The sequence below is a fragment of the Ochrobactrum sp. A-1 genome (assembly GCF_022488005.1).
Taxonomy (GTDB): Bacteria; Pseudomonadota; Alphaproteobacteria; order Rhizobiales; family Rhizobiaceae; genus Brucella.
The window spans coordinates 388,091-405,048 of the sequence record NZ_JAKVQC010000007.1; the positions used below are offsets into that span (position 1 = coordinate 388,091).

Consider the following 16,958-nt stretch of genomic DNA (forward strand, 5'->3'; position numbering starts at 1 on the left):
GAGCTCAGGCGACGCTGTGCAGTTCCGTGCAAACCTTGTTGCGGCCCATATGTTTGGCGCGATAAAGCGCGGCATCGGCTCTGCGGAAAACAGTCTGGAAATCATCGTCTCCCGGCGTGCAGAAAGCGATCCCCGCACTGGTCGTCGTTGAGAAGTCCCCCGCCGGGGCCGCGAATGCAATCGCCGCAAAGGCTTTGCGGATCATGTCGGCCAGAGCGAGAACATCGCTATTGTGTTTCTGTCTCAAGATAAGAACAAACTCCTCGCCGCCGATACGGGAGATGAGAGCCGCGCCTTTGACATGGCTACGCAGAACGTCGGAGAAGGTGCCCAGCACCTGATCGCCCACAATGTGCCCATGCGTATCATTGATGGATTTGAATGCATCGAGATCGAAGATCACGACTGAATCCCCGAGTTGCAGTTCATTATCGTCCAGCACGTCGTAAAGCGCGCGCCGGTTCAGCAATCCGGTCAGGCTGTCGGTGCGTGCCTCATTGGCATGACGGCGGGCAATGCGCGACTGGGTGAAATTCAGTGACAGCGCGCCAATGCCCGTAATGCCTATGATGGCGGTAATGGCATTGATATCTTCGGCCCAATTGCTTGGGATCGTAGTCATGACCCACTGTTGTTCATGCAGGATGACAGCGCCGCACAGAAAAAACGAAATCGCCGTCAGGGTATATAGAGCGATCATGCCTATGACAGGGACCGGCGCTTCCCGATAGACAAGGAAATATTCTTTCGCCGTCAGCAGGAGCAGCAGAGCCGAAGTCAGATTGAAGATCGCCGTGCCGGTACCCGTCTGCCCGGCCAGAATAGGAAGCGTCGTTGCGCATATGACGGCAACCGCCAGAACGACCAGAAAGCTGCGTTGTATCGGACGTCCGGAAATCTGCCGAGAACCAATAATCAGAAATATGAAACCTATACTTTCCAGACTGAAAGCAACAATCGAGGCCGTAGCCAGCGACAAAGGCCCCGCATAATAAAGCACTGCTCCCGTGCCGAGCAGGATCATGCCAAGGCAGCCCCAAAGCAAAAACTTGTCCCGCGAATTCTGATACCAGACGCTGAGAATCGTAAGGCCTACTGCCAGCGAGCAGATACCAGTCGCAAAAAACAAAGTGTTCTGGTCGAGTCCCAAAGCTGCCTTTCCCCCACCGCATGCCCGCGATGAAACCAAGTGTAATTCAGCTCTTGAAAATAAGCGATAAGCAATATGCTCCCATCAGACAGGCATCGTCCCATTGGATGCCATATCTATACAGAACAGATGAGCTATGGTTAATAATCAGCGCGCGGGGTTTTGGTAAAAGAGGTCGAGATGTTGAAAATTGCATTGCTGGCAGGCAGCCTGACACTTCTTGCGGCGCAATCGTCGTTCGCAGACGAACAGACAATCGAAGGCGTAGGCCTCGGCAGGGAAATCACCTGCACCTCCGGCGAGGTCGGAATCTACGGTGCAGAAAATAACGTCAAGCTCAAGGGAGAATGCGGCCATGTCACCGTTCATGGCGTTTCCCATACCGTGACCTTTGAGAACGCCCAGAAGCTCTCGATATCGGGAACTGACAACACGGTGTCGGGCGGAGCAACGCAAAATCTGATTGTTGAAGTGTCGAACAATCAGGTATCCGCCACCTTGAAGGAAGGAACGGACCCTTCAATTCTGGAGGTTTCCGGCGCAGCGAATATCGTCAATGTAAAGGTCGACGGGCCTTCGCAATTCGACGTCAGCGGCGCGAACCATCAGGTGACCTGGTCACTTGCCGACGGCTCCACCGAACCGACAATCTCGATCTCCGGCGCCGATAACGATGTAACCAAGGCTGAATAAAAATAGCCTGCGCAGCACCAGGAAGGAGCCGCGCAGTTTATCGGTTTAAGCTGCCAGCGAAGCCATATCGATGACGAAGCGGTAGCGCACGTCGCTTTTCAGAACGCGCTCATAGGCTTCGTTGATGTCCTGAATAGTGATCTTCTCGATTTCCGAAACGATGTTGTGCTGACCGCAGAAGTCCAGCATTTCCTGCGTTTCCTTGATCGAACCGATCATCGATCCCGCAAGCGACTTGCGACCGGGAATGAGCGAGAACGCATGCACCGGCACCATGTTTTCAGGAACGCCGACGACAACCATCGTGCCATTAACCTTGAGCAGGGCAAGATAGGCATTCCAGTCGATGGCAACGCCAACCGTGCAGATGATGAGATCGAACGATCCTGCCAGCTTCTCGAAGGTGGTTGCGTCGCTGGTCGCATAATATTCGTGGGCACCAAGTTTGAGGCCATCTTCCTTCTTTGAAAGCGACTGGCTCAGAACGGTCACATGCGCGCCCATGGCGTTGGCGAGCTTGACGCCCATATGCCCAAGCCCACCCATGCCGACGATGGCGACACGCTTGCCGGGGCCCGCATTCCAGTGGCGCAATGGCGAGTAGAGCGTAATGCCTGCGCAAAGCAGCGGCGCTGCCGCATCGAGTGGAAGATTGTCGGGCATGGAAAGGACATAGCCTTCCTTGACGACGATATGGTCGGAATATCCGCCCTGCGTCCGCTCTTTTCCCTCCGCATCGAATGTATTGTAGGTCTGGATGAGGCCCGGAAGATACTGCTCGTTGTCGACATCACGGCTGGCGCATCCGACACAGGAATCCACGAAGCAGCCAACGCCGACCTTGTCGCCGACCTTGAACTTGGTAACCGCATCGCCGACTGCAGTGACAACGCCCGCGATTTCATGCCCCGGAACGATTGGATAAACGGCATTCTTCCATTCATTGCGGACGGTATGGATATCGGAATGGCAGACACCGCAATACTGGATCGAGATGACCACGTCATCCGCATTGGGTTCACGTCGTTCAAAAGTGAACGGAACCAACGGTTCATCTGCATCCGTAGCAGCGTAACCTCTTGCTATGGCCATGATAGACTCCATTTATTGGATTAGGGAAGCAAGCGGAATATGCAGGAAGCGAGGGCAGAAGCGGTAGACCGATCCTGCAAGCTTCTTGCACGATCCTGCAAAACTGCCTGCTTCACGATTGCTGATGCATGCCTGTCTGATCAATAATTTCTGTATTCTATCTCATCTCAAGCGGATAACCTATGACCTCACTGACAGACACCTATAAAGAGCTGGCCGCTCTGGCTGAGCGTTTCACCGGACAGGACGGTGAATATCGCACGCCAATCGAAGGTCTGGGGATCAGCAGGCGGACAACGCCAAGCATACCCTGCCATAGCAGCTATCGGCCCTGTCTCGCCATGGTTCTGCAGGGCGCGAAATCCCTGCGTCTCGGTTCCGAGACGATCAACTACACCAAGGGCGAATATCTGGTGACGTCACTCGACTTGCCCGTCACATGGCGGGTGGTGGAAGCAAGCCCGGAAGCGCCGCATCTTTGTCTGGCTCTCGCTATCGACAGCGAAAAGCTCGTCGACCTGATAGGGCGCGCCGACGTTCGCAGGCATATGATAACCGACGGCGATCAATGGGGCATCACCGTCAATGCTGCACCAGCGGGATTGCTGGATGCAGCCTTGCGCCTGCTGCGCCTCCTCCACAACCCGGAGGATATTCCGGTGATGGCACCCCTCATCGAACAGGAAATTCTCTATCGCCTTCTGACAGGTCCGGGCGGCGAGCGCCTGATCAACATCGCAACCGCCGACAGCCAGGCTAACCGGATAGCCCGCGCCATCGGGTGGCTTCGGCAGAACTTCGCAGCGCCATTGCGGATCGAACAGCTTGCCGAACACGTCAATATGAGTGCGTCGTCATTTCATCATCATTTCAAGGCGATTACGGCTATGACGCCGGTTCAATATCAAAAGCAGTTGCGTCTGAACGAGGCACGCAGGCTGATGCTGGTCGAGCGGCTGGATGCTGGTACGGCGGGTCATCGCGTCGGCTATCAAAGCCCTTCGCAATTCAGCCGCGAATATAGCCGCTTCTATGGAAACCCGCCCATGCGCGACATCGAAGCCGCATAGATAGAAACGGCGGAACTTGTGTTCCGCCGTTACTTTATTCTCAGTGGGTCTGGCTGCCGCGGACCGCTGCGACATCTGCCGCCTTTACCGGTCCTGCGCTGTTCCCCCATGCCGAGCGCACGAATGTCGCCAGTTCGGCAACTTCGTCATCCGACAGGCGGTCGGCATAACCCTGCATCACCAGACGCATCGGACGCTTCGCCGTGGACGGAACCTCGGCACCGTGCAGGATGATCGAGATCAGCGGCTTCGTTTCCGAACCCGTCACAAGATCATTCCCGGCAAGCTCTGGGAAGATTTCCGGCGCGCCCTTGCCCGTCACGAAGTGACACGCGGCACAATTATCGATGTAGAGACGCGCACCAAGAGGCATATCCGGAGAAGCTTCCGTCAGCATCTTTGTCGTTGCTTCACCGGCGGCATCCGCCGGAGCCGCCGGCAATGCCATCGACGCCTTTGAAGCAAAACCCTGCGGCACTTCGACGGCTGCGCCGTCGATCCCCTTGAGGAAGGCGGCAATCGCCAGATTGTCGGCGTCGGTGAGATGCTGCAACGAATGTTCGACCGCAAGGCCCATTTCGCCATTGGCTGTGGAGTATGAATTGCGGCCCGTCGCAAGGTAGGTCGCCAGTTCCTCGATGCTCCATTTCTGTGGAGCGGAATTGGCACCGCGCAGGGACGGTGCATTCCAGCCATCGACAACACCGCCGGTCAGGAAGTCCTTGTCACCGACCTGTGTGCCACTTTGCGCCATCAGCGGATTACGCGGGCTATGGCAGGCGGCGCAATGCGCCGGTCCCTCGACCAGATATTGTCCGCGATCCTCTGCTTCCGATTTGCCGGCGGCCTTGAAGCCTGCTTCCTGGCCAAGAGCCAGCCAGTTCCAGGCGCGAATGCCGAAACGCATGTTGAACGGGAAGCCGAGCTTGGTTTCCTGAACGACATTGTTTACCGGCTCTACCTGATGCATGAAATAATCATACAGCGCACGGACGTCTTCTTCCGTCAGCTTGCGATAGTTCTCATATGGCATTGCCGGATAGAGATGCGAGCCGTCGGCACGAATGCCGTCATAAAGAGCGGCGCGAAACTGATCCAGTGTCCAGTTTCCAATGCCGGTCTCCTTGTCAGGAGTGATGTTGGTCGTCCAAATCGTGCCCATCGGGCTTGCAATCGGGCGACCACCGGCAAAGGGCTTGCCGCCTTCCGCCGTATGGCAAGCCATGCAGTCGGAGGCATACATGACATACTGGCCCTGCCCTTCAGCGGGCTTCCAGTCTGCGGCCAGTTCCTTGGTCGGCTTGGTCAGTTGTACCGGCACGAAGATGAAGGCCAGCAGCGCGATAATCCCGATAACGACCAGAACGCCGATTATGCGAAGAAAAGTTTTCATCACCATTCTCCTCAGATCAGCGGACGCGGATTGGACAGATATTGCGTGCGGATCGCATGCGCAGTCGAATAGGCAAGCCCGCCGAGCAGTCCTGTCGGATTGTACTGCGTATTCTGCACGAAATTGCCTGCGCCGGTCATGAACACATTGTGCTTGTCCCAGGCCTGCGAGTAACGGTTGACCACGCCCTCACGCGGATTTTCCGACATGATATGGCCACCCGTATTGTGCGTCGTCTGGTATGGGCGCACGTCGTATTGAGCGCCTTCCTTCTTGAACGACGACTGCAGCAGGTCCGGATTCATCGTCTTCGCCAGCTCTTCCATCTTGGTCTTCATGTACTGGGTCATCCGGATATCGTTCGGATTCCAGTTGAAGGTCATGCGCATAAGCGGGCGACCGTGACGGTCCTTGTAGGTCGGGTCCAGATCGAGATGGTTGGTCCGGTAGGACATATGCGAACCATGGCTGCCGATGGACATGGCGTGGCCGTACCATTCGGCGATGGCTTTTTTCCATGCCCCACCCCAAGCTGGAGTGCCCGACGGAAGCGGCATGCTGCGGATCGGCTGGCCGTTGGTCTGGCCTGCGCGCCAGTACGAACCGCCGATGAAGCCTTCCCGTCCGAAATCGATCTGATTGACACCGAAATCGTCGATGCACATGCCGTTCGCGCCGGTGCCGATGAACGGATTGAACTCTTCATCCTTGAAGAAGAGCGTCACGCCGCCATTCATCTGATAGGCATAATTACGCCCCGTCACACCTTCGCCCGTCGCCGGGTCGTATGGCTGGCCGATGCCGGAAAGCAGCGCCAGATGCACATTGTTGAGCGAGAAGGACGCAAGAATAACGATATCGGCGGGCTGGAACACCTCTTCCTGCGTCGCCTCGTCGAAATAGGTCACGCCTGTAGCCGTCTTGCCATCCGGCGCCATTTCGACGCGCAGAACTTCCGACTCCGTGCGATAGGAGAAGTTCGGCATGCGTTTCAGTGCATCGAGAATTGCCGTCTGCGGCGAAGACTTGGAATACTGGTAGCAGCCGAAACGCTCGCAGAAACCGCAATGATTGCACGGCCCCATCTGCATGCCATATTCGTTGACATAGGCCGTCGACGCGATACCACCCGGCGACGGGAACGGGTGATACCCCATGCTTTGGGCGGCATCTCCAAATTTCCGTCCGTCCCAGGTCGTGTGCATTGGCGGCATCGGATAGTCGTTTGAACGCCATCCTTCGAACGGATTGCCGCCTTCGACGGTCTTGCCCTTGAGATTGCCAGCCTTGCCGGAAATGCCGGCAATGCGCTCGAAGCGGTCGAAGAACGGTTCCAGCTCGTCGTAATGGATTGGATAATCGCCCAGGAGCATGTCTTCCGGAATGATCTGCTCACCCCAGCGTTCCCTTACATAGGAGCGCAGGCGCAGCTCTTCCGGCTGCGGACGCCAGTTCAGCCCGTTCCAGTGCGTACCCGCTCCGCCGACGCCATTGCCCGGCAGGAACGAGCCGAAGCTGCGATAAGGCAATGCAATTTCGTTCTCGTTGCGCCGGATCGTGACTGTCTGCTGACTGGCGCGCTGCATCAGCTTGAGGCGCACGCCATATTTCAGCTCGTCTATCATGTTGGGATATTTGAAATCGGGGACCGTGTTCTGGTCGTGGCCGCGCTCAAGCGCGACGATTTCAAGCCCTTCCTGAGCCAGTTCCATGGACAGAATGGCGCCGGTCCAGCCGAGGCCGACGACGACCACGTCTTTTTTCTTTTCCTGACGTGCCATCGTTAAGCCCTCTCGCCCTTGATCGAAATCGGGCCTAGTGGATAGCGAACATTATAGCGTTCGACCCATTCCTTGTAGCTGCCGCGCGCACCGGGGAAGCCGATATAGCTCCACGCCTGCATGCCGTGATTGCCGCCATACATCGGATCGGCGAAATAGCCTTCCTTGGTGTTCTGCAAGAGAAGCGTAAAGAAGTCGCGCAGTTCAGGCTGTAGGCCGACCTCCCCCTTCTGCAACGAGGTCAAAGCGGCGTCCTGCTGTTCAGCCGTCAGGGCAGAGAAAGCTGCGCCATGCTTTTGTTCGCACCACGCATTGAAGGCAGGAATGCCCTGCCGGTAAATTTGCGCCGGATTGAGGGGTGTCTGCCAGCCACGCGTCGGATCGGCGGAAGGATCGTGGGGACCGACCATGTACCAATCATCCGCGCGACCGAAATCGCCGGCAAGCTGGAGATCGATGAATACGGGAACACGGGCTTCGATGGCGCCGGGGCCATCCCCTTCGGACGGGATCAGTCGCGCCGTCGCGGCGAGAATGAAAGCCCATTCAACTTCATTGAAATATTGACGTTCATATTCTTCAAGCGGAACCGGGGGAGTTTGTGGCTCCGCTTTGGCTGAGACAGCGAGCCCTGAAAGCATCACGCTTGCCGCGGAGGCTTTCAGAAAACTGCGCCGACTCGGATATCCGGGAAGGTCGGTCATTGTCGTTTCCTGCCGATTTGGTGGGTAAGACTTTTTGAGGTGTTTCCGAGAAAATTCCACGATACGCAGACGAGAAACATATACGCTGGATACACATACCTCCAGAATAGTTCAAATAACTTGTACCCTAGTTGTGCATAACCAACCGGAGTTCATTATAAAACTAGAGCCTTAGCGCAATTCGGAAAGGCCCGAAGAACGACGAAAATCAGGCCTCGTGATACCACTTCGAGCACGGTTTTCACAATCGCGTGAATGCCGGCTTAGTTCACTGCCTATTTTCCCAGACCTGCGGTTTCGAGCCCCTCTCACTGCAAAATTCACTTCGCCTAGCCGGAACCGGCAAGGACTTTTCACGTTGAAAGCGATGGCCGGAAGTGGCCATTATGGTGCGTCGCGATTTCTACGCGACGGAAGTGAAACGAAGGGAGGTCAGAAAAATGAAGGCACGCACAGCGACTGTCGGTGATCTTGAGAGCGTTTTTCACGACCTTTCAAGACGCATGGCAATCGAGTACATCGCAGCCGGCAAAGATACCAAGGCCGCCTATGACAATCTGATGATGAACTTGCGGGAAGGCCGGGCGCACGCTTTACTACAGAACGACAAGGTTGTCGCAATCATCGCCTGGCACGAGGGAGATGGCGCCACTGACACGCTTTTTGCGGCGAAGGAAGAGTTCTTCAACCGAAATACGGTGCGCTTCTGCAAACAGCACATCCGGCAGATTCAGGCTTTGGCGGGCGATCTGCCTATTCATTCGCGAAGCTGGCTCGACCGTTCCGATATCGTGAAATGGTTCAAAATTATCGGTTACGAAGAAAAGGGAACCGACAATGGCGCCCGCCTCTTCGAGCTGCCTGCCCATAGTGACGGCATAGTCGGCGCATGAGATTTCGTCACCGGAGAAAATTCCGGTGGCGATCCACAAAAGCAAAATCCGACCTCAAAGCCATCAAACTTGAGAAGTCTGTTCCTTGATGAACAAGGCCCCGTAGCCCACCATCACGGCATGGATACGAGCTACGTTTATATCGCCATCGCCCTGCTCCCGTTTCTGCTTTGGAGCGCGTTTATCTTCCTGCTGTCGGAAGCTGACATGGACGCCAGCTATTCGGGCCGCGAAAAGTTGAGTGATGATCGCCCAACCGACGATCAAATGGCGGATGTCGTAACCGTTCCTTACGGCCTGATCTTTCCGCTTTACTATCATACACCTGTTGCATCGCGCGAAATCGGTTGAAACGCTCGCGCTCCTGCGACACTCGGCCAATTGCAATAGACTATCAATTCTCTCGATTTCATGCAAAAGCATCCCGGCGAAACATCGGCGGAGTGCGCATGCTTACCAAGAAGGGTAAATACGGTTTGAAGGCTCTGGCTCATCTCGCCGCGCTTGAGCCGGGTGAAAGCGCCTTCGTCGCTGAAATTGCCGCACGGAATAATATTTCGAAGAAATTTCTCGACGCAATCCTGCTGGAATTGCGCAATAATGGCATTCTGCGCTCCAAAAAGGGTCCCGGAGGCGGCTATAGCCTGTCGAAGCCCGCGTCCGAAATCACCATCGGACAAGTCGTCCGTGTTCTGGACGGACCTCTGGCGCCGATCCGTTGTGCCAGCCGCACAGCGTATGAGCCTTGCGACGACTGCGAGGATCACCGCGCCTGCCAGGTACGTCGCTCCATGCTGCTCGTGCGCGAAGCAATAGCAGGCGTTCTCGATACGATGACGCTTGAACAATTTACCCGCAACGGTGGACTGGAAGACGACAGTTCCGCGCCGACCTGGGCCCGGTTAAGCGCCTGATACGACGTCCAGAAGCCGATAGCTGCCATTGTGATACAGGAGCGGTTCACCGGAACCGGTGACGATCTTCAGAACACGCCCGATCACGATTGCATGGGTATGACGCTCGATGACGTCTTCCACCGCGCAATCGACCGACGCCAGAGCGCCTGTCAGCGCCAGCGCTCCGCTTTCAAGCGAATACCATTCAGCACCTGCATACCGGGCATTCCCCTTGATGCCGCCCTTGCCGGCAAAACGATCAGCAATCGACTGCTGGCCGGAGGACAAAACATTCACGCAGAAATGGTTGTGGCGACTAATCGCCGACCAGACCGACGAACCGCGATTGATGTTTACGATGATCGTCGGTGGCTCAACTGAAAGAGCAGTGGCCGATGTCACTGTCGCACCCGTGCGGCCATCGTCATAACCTGCCGTGACGACGCTGACACCACCGGCAAGTTGGCGCATTGCAGCTTTCAGTTCACCAGGAGAAACCTCAATATCTTCCGGTTCATCAATATAGCGGGACGCGCTGTCGCGCAGATATGTCACCGTTGATACCACGCCAGGTCCTCTCATAAACCGAACTCGACAATTTCTAGCATGCGAGGAAATGCCGACCGAGATTGTTCTTTCCATAGTTCGAAAGAAATTTAGAAAACTGCGCTATCTCTGCGGATATGCTTGCTTTAACACCGAAAATACTGACGGCGGCACGGCTCAAGCCGACTTGGCCAGCAGTTCCCTTGGGCCTACCGGCTTCAGACCCAGATGCGAGCGAAGCGTCGAACCCTCGTATTCTTCCCTGAAAAGACCGCGCTTCTGCAAAATCGGGACCACCTCCGTCGTGAAAAGCTCGAACTGGCTGGTGATGATTGGCGGCATTACGTTGAAGCCGTCCGCAGCGCCCGAACTGAACCAGTCTTCGATTGTGCCCGCGATCTGTTCCGGCGTGCCAGCCGTCGCGAAATGGCCACGCGCACCGGCGAGTTTGCGCAACAGCTGCCGCAATGTGAGGCCCTCGCGCAAAGACATCTCGATATAGCCGATGACGCGGCTTTTTGATGCCTGCACGGCTTCCGGATCGGGGAAATCTCCAGCCTTCAATGGACGATCCAGAGGTACGGCAGAAAAGTCGTGACCACCAAAGCGAGCTGACAGCCGTGAGAGGCCGACATCGGTACTGGTCAAGGCATCAAGCTCTTCCCATACACGTTCCGCTTCTGCTTCAGTTGATCCAACTGCAGCGCTCAGGCCAGGCAGAATGGCGATATCGTCGTTCTGCCGTCCATAGGCCGCAGCCCTGCCCTTTACATCCGTGTAGAAGTCACGCGCCGATTCCTTGGTCATGTGAGCGGTGAAAATTGCCTCCGCCCATTTGGCGGCAAAGCCGCGACCAGCATCCGATTGCCCCGCCTGAATATAGACAGGTCTGCCCTGCGGCCCTTCCGGCACATTGAGCGGTCCAGCAGTCCGATAATGGCGTCCGGTGAAATTGACTGGCTTTATCCGCGAAGGGTCGAGATATTGCCCACTTTCCCTATCGTCTTGAACGGCATCGGCCGGAAAACTGCGCCACAGCGCGTCAACGGCCTCGACAAACTCCTCCGCAATCTTGTAGCGGTCGGCATGGTCGACATTCTGCTGCAGGCCGTAATTGGCTCCAGCCTCGGCAGCCCAGGATGTGACGATATTCCAGCCAGCGCGTCCTTGGGAAAGATGATCCAGCGTCGCAAACTGGCGTGCCAGCGTATAGGGCAAGCTATAGGTCGTGGAAGCCGTGCCGATAAGACCAATGCGTTGCGTTTTTCCGGCGAGAAGCGACAACAACACTATCGGTTCGAGTGCCCCGGAAGCCGCGAGCCCGCTGCTGTTGGGGGCAACAAGCGTATCCGCCAGAAAGACCGCATCGAATTTGGCCGCTTCGGCGATCCGGGCCGCTTCGATATAAAGTTCGAGATCGGTTAGGGATTTTTGCGAAGACGACGGATGCCGCCACGCGCCCTCATGATGGCCACGAGACATGAGAAACAGGTTCAGGTGCAGTTTTCTCGACATGGCGAGTTCCTTTAAAGAGCATTGCCTTCCACACCGAGACTTTGCAGTAGCCTCTGTCGGAGAGCGGTGAATTTATCGAGGTGGGTACGGCGCGGATGCGGCAGATCAACTGCGTGATCTTCGGCGATACGCCCATCTTTCAGGACCAGAATGCGGTCCGAGAGCAGCAAGGCTTCATCGACATCATGCGTCACCAGAATGACGGTTGGCCTTCTTGTCTCGATCAGCCGGAACAGCAAGGCATGCATGCGCATGCGCGTCAGTGCATCGAGTGCGCCGAAGGGTTCATCAGCCAGCAACAGTTCCGGTTCGCGCAGAAGCGAACGTGCCAGCGACGCCCGCTGTTTCTGGCCGCCCGACAAGGTGGCTGGCCATACGTCGGCCTTGTCGCCCAGACCGACTGCTTCCAGCATGGCACGGGCGGCTTCCGCCGGATCGGGACTGCGCAGTCCCAAGGTGACATTGTCCAGCACTTTCATCCATGGCAGCAGCCGTGAATCCTGAAAGAGAACCGACATGCTGACCGGAACCACGAAATGGCCTTCAGTTTCCGCATCATCATCAAGACCGGCCAATGCGCGCAGGAGCGTTGTCTTGCCCGAACCAGATTCACCCAGCAGCGAAACGAACTGCCCCTGCGGGATTTCCAGCGAAATATGTTCGAGGACGGTTTTGCCGCGAAAGCCGCGCGAGATATTCCGCAGAACGACTGCCGGAGGTGTCTTGATGTGAGTGTTCATGAACCGAGCGACCTCCGATAGGACAGAGCTCGCGCTTCGACAAAGCGAACAACCGCATCCGATACGAGACCAAGCACGGCATAAATGATGATGCCGACGACGATGATATCAGTCTGCCCCCAGTCACGGGCACGGTTCATGAGATAGCCGATGCCCGTCTGGGTATTGATGAGTTCCAGCACCACCAGGGCTGTCCAGCAAAGAGCGACGGCCAGTCGCAGAGCCACAAAAAAGCCGGGCAATGCCCCTGGAAGTGCGACCTTGCGAATGAATTCGCTGCGGGTAAGGCCAAGCGTGCGGGCAAGCTCGATATAGGCGATGTCGATACCGCGAAGCGCTGCATGGGTATTGATATAGACCGGCACCAGGACGGCGGTGAAAATCAGGAAGACCTTCATCGCCTCGCCGATGCCAAGCCAGATGATGACCAGAGGAATAAGTGCAAGCGTGGGAACAGCCCGTTTGATCTGAACCAGCCCGTCGATCAGCGCTTCACCGCTGCGTGTGAGACCGGAGAGAAGCGCCAACGCGACACCAGCGAGCACGCCCAGAAACAGACCGGAATAGGCACGTGCGGCAGAGGCGAGAAGGTGCGGTAGCAGCGTGCCATCGGCAAACATTTGATAGCCGGTGACAAATGCGGTCGAGGGAGCGGCAAGTGTACTCGGCGAAACCAGCCCTAGGCGCGAAGTGGCTTCCCATAAGAGCAGCACGATTATCGGTCCAAGAAGCCGCATGCCGCCGGGCAGTCGCCTGGGCGCCAACTGACCGCCATGCCGTCGGCTTGACCGGGTTTCGCCCTTGCCGGAGCGTAGCCTGCCGGCCTTGGGGACGAATACATTGGCTATCATATCAGTCATGGGATCTCCTCGCTGATATCTTGCGCTCAACGCTCTGCGGCGATCACGTCGTCATAGGTATCGACAAAGGATTGCCTGGCGTCGAAACGCTCCTTGATCGAACCTGCCTGATAAAGAATATCGATCAGCTTCTGATGATGAGGGATTGCCTCTGCAGACGTTTGCAGGACAAGCGGGGACTGTGCCGCTAGGATCGCTGCCGTATCGGCCGGATCGACGCGCTGGAAATCTGTGTAGTAGAACTTGGCCCAGCTTTCCTCGTTTTCATTGCTCCATTTCGCTGCCCTGACAAATGCCGCCAGGAATTCGCGGATTGCTGCGGATTTTTCCGGGTCGGCAAGAACATCGGGACGGGCATAAAAATAGGAAGTGCTGGGAAGAAGACGACGTTCTTCCGGATCGAGGACCGGAGATGCACCGACCTGTTTCACCAACCGCGTTATGTGCGGCTCCTGCAGCACCGCCACATCGACCGTGCTGGAACGAACGGCATCGGGAAGATCTGCGACGCGGAGATTGACGAGTTCCACATCCTTCAGGCTGAGTCCGGCACGGTTGAGCGCCTCGGTCAGGTACACCTGCCGCCCCGAGCCCTCAATATAACTGACCTTCTTGCCCTTCAGTTCGGAGAGCTTGTTGATGACGAGACCGGGTCTGGTCGTCAGCCGATATGTGGCCAGTTCTCGGGTGAAAGTACCGATAATAGGCAGAAGCGTTCCTGCAGCGCGTGCCTGAATGGGCGGCGTGTCGCCGACATAGGCGATATCCAGCGCACCGGCGCGGATTGCCTCGTAGATCGCTGGACCACCGGCAAAATTGGGAAACTCGATGTCAAACTGGAGCTTGCTTCTCTCTCCGCTTGCATCCAGCAGATTACGCACGAACTCGCTCTGATCCGCGACGACCAGTTTTGTCGAATTGTTCGTCTGCGCATGGGAAGTAACCTGAAACGTACCCGCCAGTGCAACCGCAAGCAAAAGCTTGATAAAATCTCGTCTTTTCATATGGTTATACCGATTTTGAAACGATAGGGATCTTTTAAATTCTTACGGCAGCTGGAATTAGTTTTCAATGTCTATAGATATTATAGATTTAATTTAGAATGGGTTTGCGCGGGAACCCGGCTCTCGACCAAATGGTCCTAATTTTCGTGGCTGACTTGGCTGCCTATCCTACACTTTTGGCTGACGCTAAATGGCTACATTGCGGTTTAAGTTGCCGGAGAGCGCTTCTTTGACGTTTACCGGCAGAAAAAACCGGAATCAGTGTCGAGCATGCACCACAACCTCTGTTCGCAAGCAATTATGCCCTCACCAGACAGAGTTGCGGCCATGCAGGCAAACTGTTGCAGATTGATCGCAACGATCGGATTGACCTCCCATTTCGCGATAGATTGCCCACTAATTATTGTTGACTTTTACACTCCATTTTATAGTGGAGTCTCGAACTCCTATTTACGTCGTTGGAACGGGGCTCTCACGGCGTATAAGCCTATAATCAGAGGGAAACGTATGCGCTTCAATTCCTATCATGGTCGGCTGAATCTTGCTTTGACCTGCTCCACCCTTTTGGCATCGACTGCGATTTCGCTTGCTCAGGATAGCGCACAACCACTCATTCTCGATACGGTTACGATCCAGTCACAAAGTAACGACACGCTCGTGCAGGACGGTTACGTTGCCAAAAAGGATCGAGAAGGCACCAAGATCGACACGGACATCGTCAAGATCCCCCAATCCATTTCGGTCATCACGCAGCGCCAGTTAGAAGATCAGAAACCAGTCACACTCAATGATGCGTTGAGCTATACGGCAAGCGCCAACCCGAACAATTTCGGTTTCGACACACGTTACGACGCGTTCTATCTGCGCGGTTTCCCCGCCTATTATACCGGCATGTTCAGGGATGGCTTGCGCATCATCAATGGCCCGTCCGCCTGGCTGAAAACCGAACCTTACGGTATTGAGGGCATAACCGTCCTGAAAGGACCTGCCTCCTCTCTTTACGGTGTGAGCGGTCCCGGTGGCATCGTCAACGTTGTCACCAAGCGCCCGAAGGATGAAGAGTTCCGTGAAGTCGAACTGCTATTCGGCAATCACAATCGCTATCAGGCGGCTTTCGACGTATCCGGTCCTGCCAATGAAGACAAAACGCTTCTCTATCGCGTTACTGGCTTAGGTCGCATAAGCGATACGGAACTGCCCGGCTATCCAGACGACAAATATTACATCGCGCCAGCCTTCACGATAAAGCCGGATGAAGATACGCGCTTCACATTCCTCAGCGAATTCTCCCGCTCTGTCACCGGTGGTACCGCAGCATTCTACAATCCGTCCTATGGCGAGGTTTCCGACCTTTACGAAGGCGATCCAAACTATAATGACTTCGTGCAAAAGCAGGGTCGCATCGGCTACGAGTTCGAGCATCGCTTCAACGATCTGCTGACGGTTCGTCAGAATGTCCGCTATAGCGACGTGGACGCCGACCTCGAATATAGCGGTCATTATCCGCAGGAAGGCAGCGCCGACCTTGCCCGCTATTGGGGCCACTACAAGGAGCGCATGAAGAACTTCGTCGTCGATACGATGGCGCAATTCGATTTCGAAACCGGCCCTCTAACCCACAAGGCAATTACTGGCATTGATTATGCGTGGTCGGATTACAAGGCTTATAGCGGCCTCTCCTATGTGTCCGTCGAAGATATTCGCGCCATGGATGTGCCGTTCAACGGCGCGCAGAAGATGAATCAGGTCGGCGTCTATGCACACGACCAGATCGAATGGGACAACCTGACCCTGTTCGGCAGCGGCCGCTATGACTGGGTGAAGTCTACGACCACGGACGCTGACTACACCGACAGCAAACAGGACGACAGCGCATTCTCCGGCCGCATTGGTGTCGCTTACAAGACCGAATGGGGTTTCATTCCCTATGTCAACTATTCGACCTCGTTCTCGCCCAATATCGGTTTCGTCTATGACGATGTTATGAGTGACGACAAGCGCGTCGCAAATCCGACCATAGGTCGGCAGAAAGAGATCGGCGTCAAATACGAGATTCCCGGCTACAATGCCGTTATTAGCGCTGCCCTCTTCGATATCGACCAAAAGGATGGCATCGTGCTCGATGCGTCTTCGGGCATCAACAAACAGCGCCAGCTCGACCTGAACTCACGCGGGTTCGAGCTTGAAGCCAATGCCACGCTCGATAATGGCATCGGTGTTATCGCCTCCTATACACACCTGCGGGTCAAGATCGACAAGGGAGCCGAAGGCACCGTTGGAAACGAACTTTCCGGCACACCGAATGACGTGCTGTCGCTTTGGGGCAATTACAAGATCGAAAATGGCGTTCTCGCGGGTCTTGGTCTTGGTTCCGGCGTTCGCTACGTCAGCTCAAGTTACGGCGACGACCAGAACAGCTTCAAGAACGATTCACGCATCATGGTCGACGCCGCCGTTTCCTACGATTTCGGCTATCAGAATCCGAAGCTTGAAGGCGTTCTGCTGCAGGTCAATGCCAAGAATATCTTCGACAATCGCGATCCGGTCTGTACCTCGGGCTATTGCTATCAGCAGGATGGCCGTCAGGTTTTCGGTAGTCTGCGTTACCGCTTCTGATGAAC

Annotated in this window: 16 protein-coding genes; 6 read left to right on the forward strand and 10 right to left on the reverse strand. The window is 55.8% G+C overall.

The genetic code is table 11. From position 1 onward, the window contains the following. Positions 1 to 4: 4 nt before the first annotated feature. Positions 5 to 1,150 (reverse strand): GGDEF domain-containing protein, encoded by a 1,146-nt coding sequence (locus tag MKS82_RS19765; RefSeq protein WP_109989401.1) that lies wholly within the window; start codon positions 1,148 to 1,150, stop codon positions 5 to 7. A 180-nt stretch (positions 1,151 to 1,330) separates the two neighbouring features. On the opposite strand from MKS82_RS19765, the gene MKS82_RS19770 reads away from it, so the two are divergent. Continuing rightward, the gene (locus MKS82_RS19770; RefSeq protein WP_109989400.1) at positions 1,331 to 1,843 is read left to right on the forward strand and encodes a DUF3060 domain-containing protein; all 513 of its coding nucleotides are present in this window, start codon (positions 1,331 to 1,333) and stop codon (positions 1,841 to 1,843) included. Between the two features lie 45 nt (positions 1,844 to 1,888). Here the strand turns inward: MKS82_RS19770 and MKS82_RS19775 are convergent, their stop codons facing one another. Further along, a complete protein-coding gene (locus MKS82_RS19775; RefSeq protein WP_109989399.1) occupies positions 1,889 to 2,935 on the reverse strand; it encodes an NAD(P)-dependent alcohol dehydrogenase in 1,047 nt (348 codons plus the stop codon). Positions 2,936 to 3,117: 182 nt separating this feature from the next. Between MKS82_RS19775 and MKS82_RS19780 the strand changes: the two genes are divergently transcribed. Beyond that, positions 3,118 to 4,005, forward strand: coding sequence for an AraC family transcriptional regulator (locus tag MKS82_RS19780; RefSeq protein WP_109989398.1), 888 nt, complete (start codon positions 3,118 to 3,120; stop codon positions 4,003 to 4,005). A 40-nt stretch (positions 4,006 to 4,045) separates the two neighbouring features. Here MKS82_RS19780 and MKS82_RS19785 read toward each other — a convergent pair whose 3' ends face one another. Genes MKS82_RS19785 through MKS82_RS19795 form a run of 3 tightly spaced genes read right to left on the reverse strand, consistent with a single transcriptional unit; the run spans position 4,046 to position 7,883 of the window. Beyond that, positions 4,046 to 5,398, reverse strand: a complete 1,353-nt coding sequence (locus MKS82_RS19785) for a cytochrome c (RefSeq protein WP_109989397.1) — start codon at positions 5,396 to 5,398, stop codon at positions 4,046 to 4,048. Between the two features lie 11 nt (positions 5,399 to 5,409). Further along, positions 5,410 to 7,179 carry a GMC family oxidoreductase gene (locus MKS82_RS19790; protein WP_109989396.1) on the reverse strand — a complete coding sequence of 590 codons (1,770 nt, stop codon included), beginning with the start codon at positions 7,177 to 7,179 and terminating at the stop codon, positions 5,410 to 5,412. A 2-nt stretch (positions 7,180 to 7,181) separates the two neighbouring features. After that, positions 7,182 to 7,883 (reverse strand): gluconate 2-dehydrogenase subunit 3 family protein, encoded by a 702-nt coding sequence (locus MKS82_RS19795; RefSeq protein WP_109989395.1) that lies wholly within the window; start codon positions 7,881 to 7,883, stop codon positions 7,182 to 7,184. A 440-nt stretch (positions 7,884 to 8,323) separates the two neighbouring features. Between MKS82_RS19795 and MKS82_RS19800 the strand changes: the two genes are divergently transcribed. From MKS82_RS19800 to MKS82_RS19810, 3 genes are all read left to right on the forward strand, one after another. Then, positions 8,324 to 8,776, forward strand: a complete 453-nt coding sequence (locus tag MKS82_RS19800) for a hypothetical protein (protein WP_109989422.1) — start codon at positions 8,324 to 8,326, stop codon at positions 8,774 to 8,776. A gap of 69 nt (positions 8,777 to 8,845) precedes the next feature. After that, positions 8,846 to 9,127 carry a hypothetical protein gene (locus MKS82_RS19805; protein WP_240579192.1) on the forward strand — a complete coding sequence of 94 codons (282 nt, stop codon included), beginning with the start codon at positions 8,846 to 8,848 and terminating at the stop codon, positions 9,125 to 9,127. Positions 9,128 to 9,225: 98 nt separating this feature from the next. Continuing rightward, entirely contained in the window at positions 9,226 to 9,690 is a 465-nt protein-coding gene (locus MKS82_RS19810) for an RrF2 family transcriptional regulator (protein WP_109989393.1), read from the forward strand. Here the strand turns inward: MKS82_RS19810 and MKS82_RS19815 are convergent. The 5 genes from MKS82_RS19815 to MKS82_RS19835 all read right to left on the reverse strand — a co-directional run bounded on the left by MKS82_RS19815 (position 9,679) and on the right by MKS82_RS19835 (position 14,337). After that, positions 9,679 to 10,239, reverse strand: a complete 561-nt coding sequence (locus MKS82_RS19815; protein WP_109989392.1) for a flavin reductase family protein — start codon at positions 10,237 to 10,239, stop codon at positions 9,679 to 9,681. The genes MKS82_RS19810 and MKS82_RS19815 overlap by 12 nt on opposite strands. Before the next feature lie 156 nt (positions 10,240 to 10,395). Next, positions 10,396 to 11,733, reverse strand: a complete 1,338-nt coding sequence (locus MKS82_RS19820; protein WP_240579193.1) for an LLM class flavin-dependent oxidoreductase — start codon at positions 11,731 to 11,733, stop codon at positions 10,396 to 10,398. 11 nt (positions 11,734 to 11,744) lie between these two features. After that, a complete protein-coding gene (locus tag MKS82_RS19825; RefSeq protein WP_109989390.1) occupies positions 11,745 to 12,473 on the reverse strand; it encodes an ABC transporter ATP-binding protein in 729 nt (242 codons plus the stop codon). Beyond that, positions 12,470 to 13,333 (reverse strand): ABC transporter permease, encoded by an 864-nt coding sequence (locus tag MKS82_RS19830; RefSeq protein ID WP_181394332.1) that lies wholly within the window; start codon positions 13,331 to 13,333, stop codon positions 12,470 to 12,472. The genes MKS82_RS19825 and MKS82_RS19830 overlap by 4 nt, the downstream gene beginning before the upstream one ends. 26 nt (positions 13,334 to 13,359) lie before the next feature. Continuing rightward, positions 13,360 to 14,337, reverse strand: coding sequence for an ABC transporter substrate-binding protein (locus MKS82_RS19835; protein ID WP_109989389.1), 978 nt, complete (start codon positions 14,335 to 14,337; stop codon positions 13,360 to 13,362). A 507-nt stretch (positions 14,338 to 14,844) separates the two neighbouring features. Here MKS82_RS19835 and MKS82_RS19840 point away from each other — a divergent pair. After that, on the forward strand, positions 14,845 to 16,953 hold the full coding sequence (locus MKS82_RS19840; RefSeq protein ID WP_109989388.1) for a TonB-dependent siderophore receptor: 2,109 nt from the start codon (positions 14,845 to 14,847) through the stop codon (positions 16,951 to 16,953). The last annotated feature ends 5 nt before the right edge of the window (positions 16,954 to 16,958 follow it).

Bases quoted from the DNA above. Each gene is read 5' to 3' on its own strand.
- MKS82_RS19770 (WP_109989400.1), top strand. From the start codon at position 1,331: ATGTTGAAAATTGCATTGCTGGCAGGCAGCCTGACACTTCTTGCGGCG.
- MKS82_RS19830 (WP_181394332.1), bottom strand. From the start codon at position 13,333: ATGACTGATATGATAGCCAATGTATTCGTCCCCAAGGCCGGCAGGCTA.
- MKS82_RS19840 (WP_109989388.1), top strand. From the start codon at position 14,845: ATGCGCTTCAATTCCTATCATGGTCGGCTGAATCTTGCTTTGACCTGC.
- MKS82_RS19820 (WP_240579193.1), bottom strand. From the start codon at position 11,733: ATGTCGAGAAAACTGCACCTGAACCTGTTTCTCATGTCTCGTGGCCAT.
- MKS82_RS19780 (WP_109989398.1), top strand. From the start codon at position 3,118: ATGACCTCACTGACAGACACCTATAAAGAGCTGGCCGCTCTGGCTGAG.
- MKS82_RS19795 (WP_109989395.1), bottom strand. From the start codon at position 7,883: ATGACCGACCTTCCCGGATATCCGAGTCGGCGCAGTTTTCTGAAAGCC.
- MKS82_RS19835 (WP_109989389.1), bottom strand. From the start codon at position 14,337: ATGAAAAGACGAGATTTTATCAAGCTTTTGCTTGCGGTTGCACTGGCG.
- MKS82_RS19800 (WP_109989422.1), top strand. From the start codon at position 8,324: ATGAAGGCACGCACAGCGACTGTCGGTGATCTTGAGAGCGTTTTTCAC.
- MKS82_RS19785 (WP_109989397.1), bottom strand. From the start codon at position 5,398: ATGAAAACTTTTCTTCGCATAATCGGCGTTCTGGTCGTTATCGGGATT.
- MKS82_RS19790 (WP_109989396.1), bottom strand. From the start codon at position 7,179: ATGGCACGTCAGGAAAAGAAAAAAGACGTGGTCGTCGTCGGCCTCGGC.
- MKS82_RS19825 (WP_109989390.1), bottom strand. From the start codon at position 12,473: ATGAACACTCACATCAAGACACCTCCGGCAGTCGTTCTGCGGAATATC.
- MKS82_RS19810 (WP_109989393.1), top strand. From the start codon at position 9,226: ATGCTTACCAAGAAGGGTAAATACGGTTTGAAGGCTCTGGCTCATCTC.
- MKS82_RS19775 (WP_109989399.1), bottom strand. From the start codon at position 2,935: ATGGCCATAGCAAGAGGTTACGCTGCTACGGATGCAGATGAACCGTTG.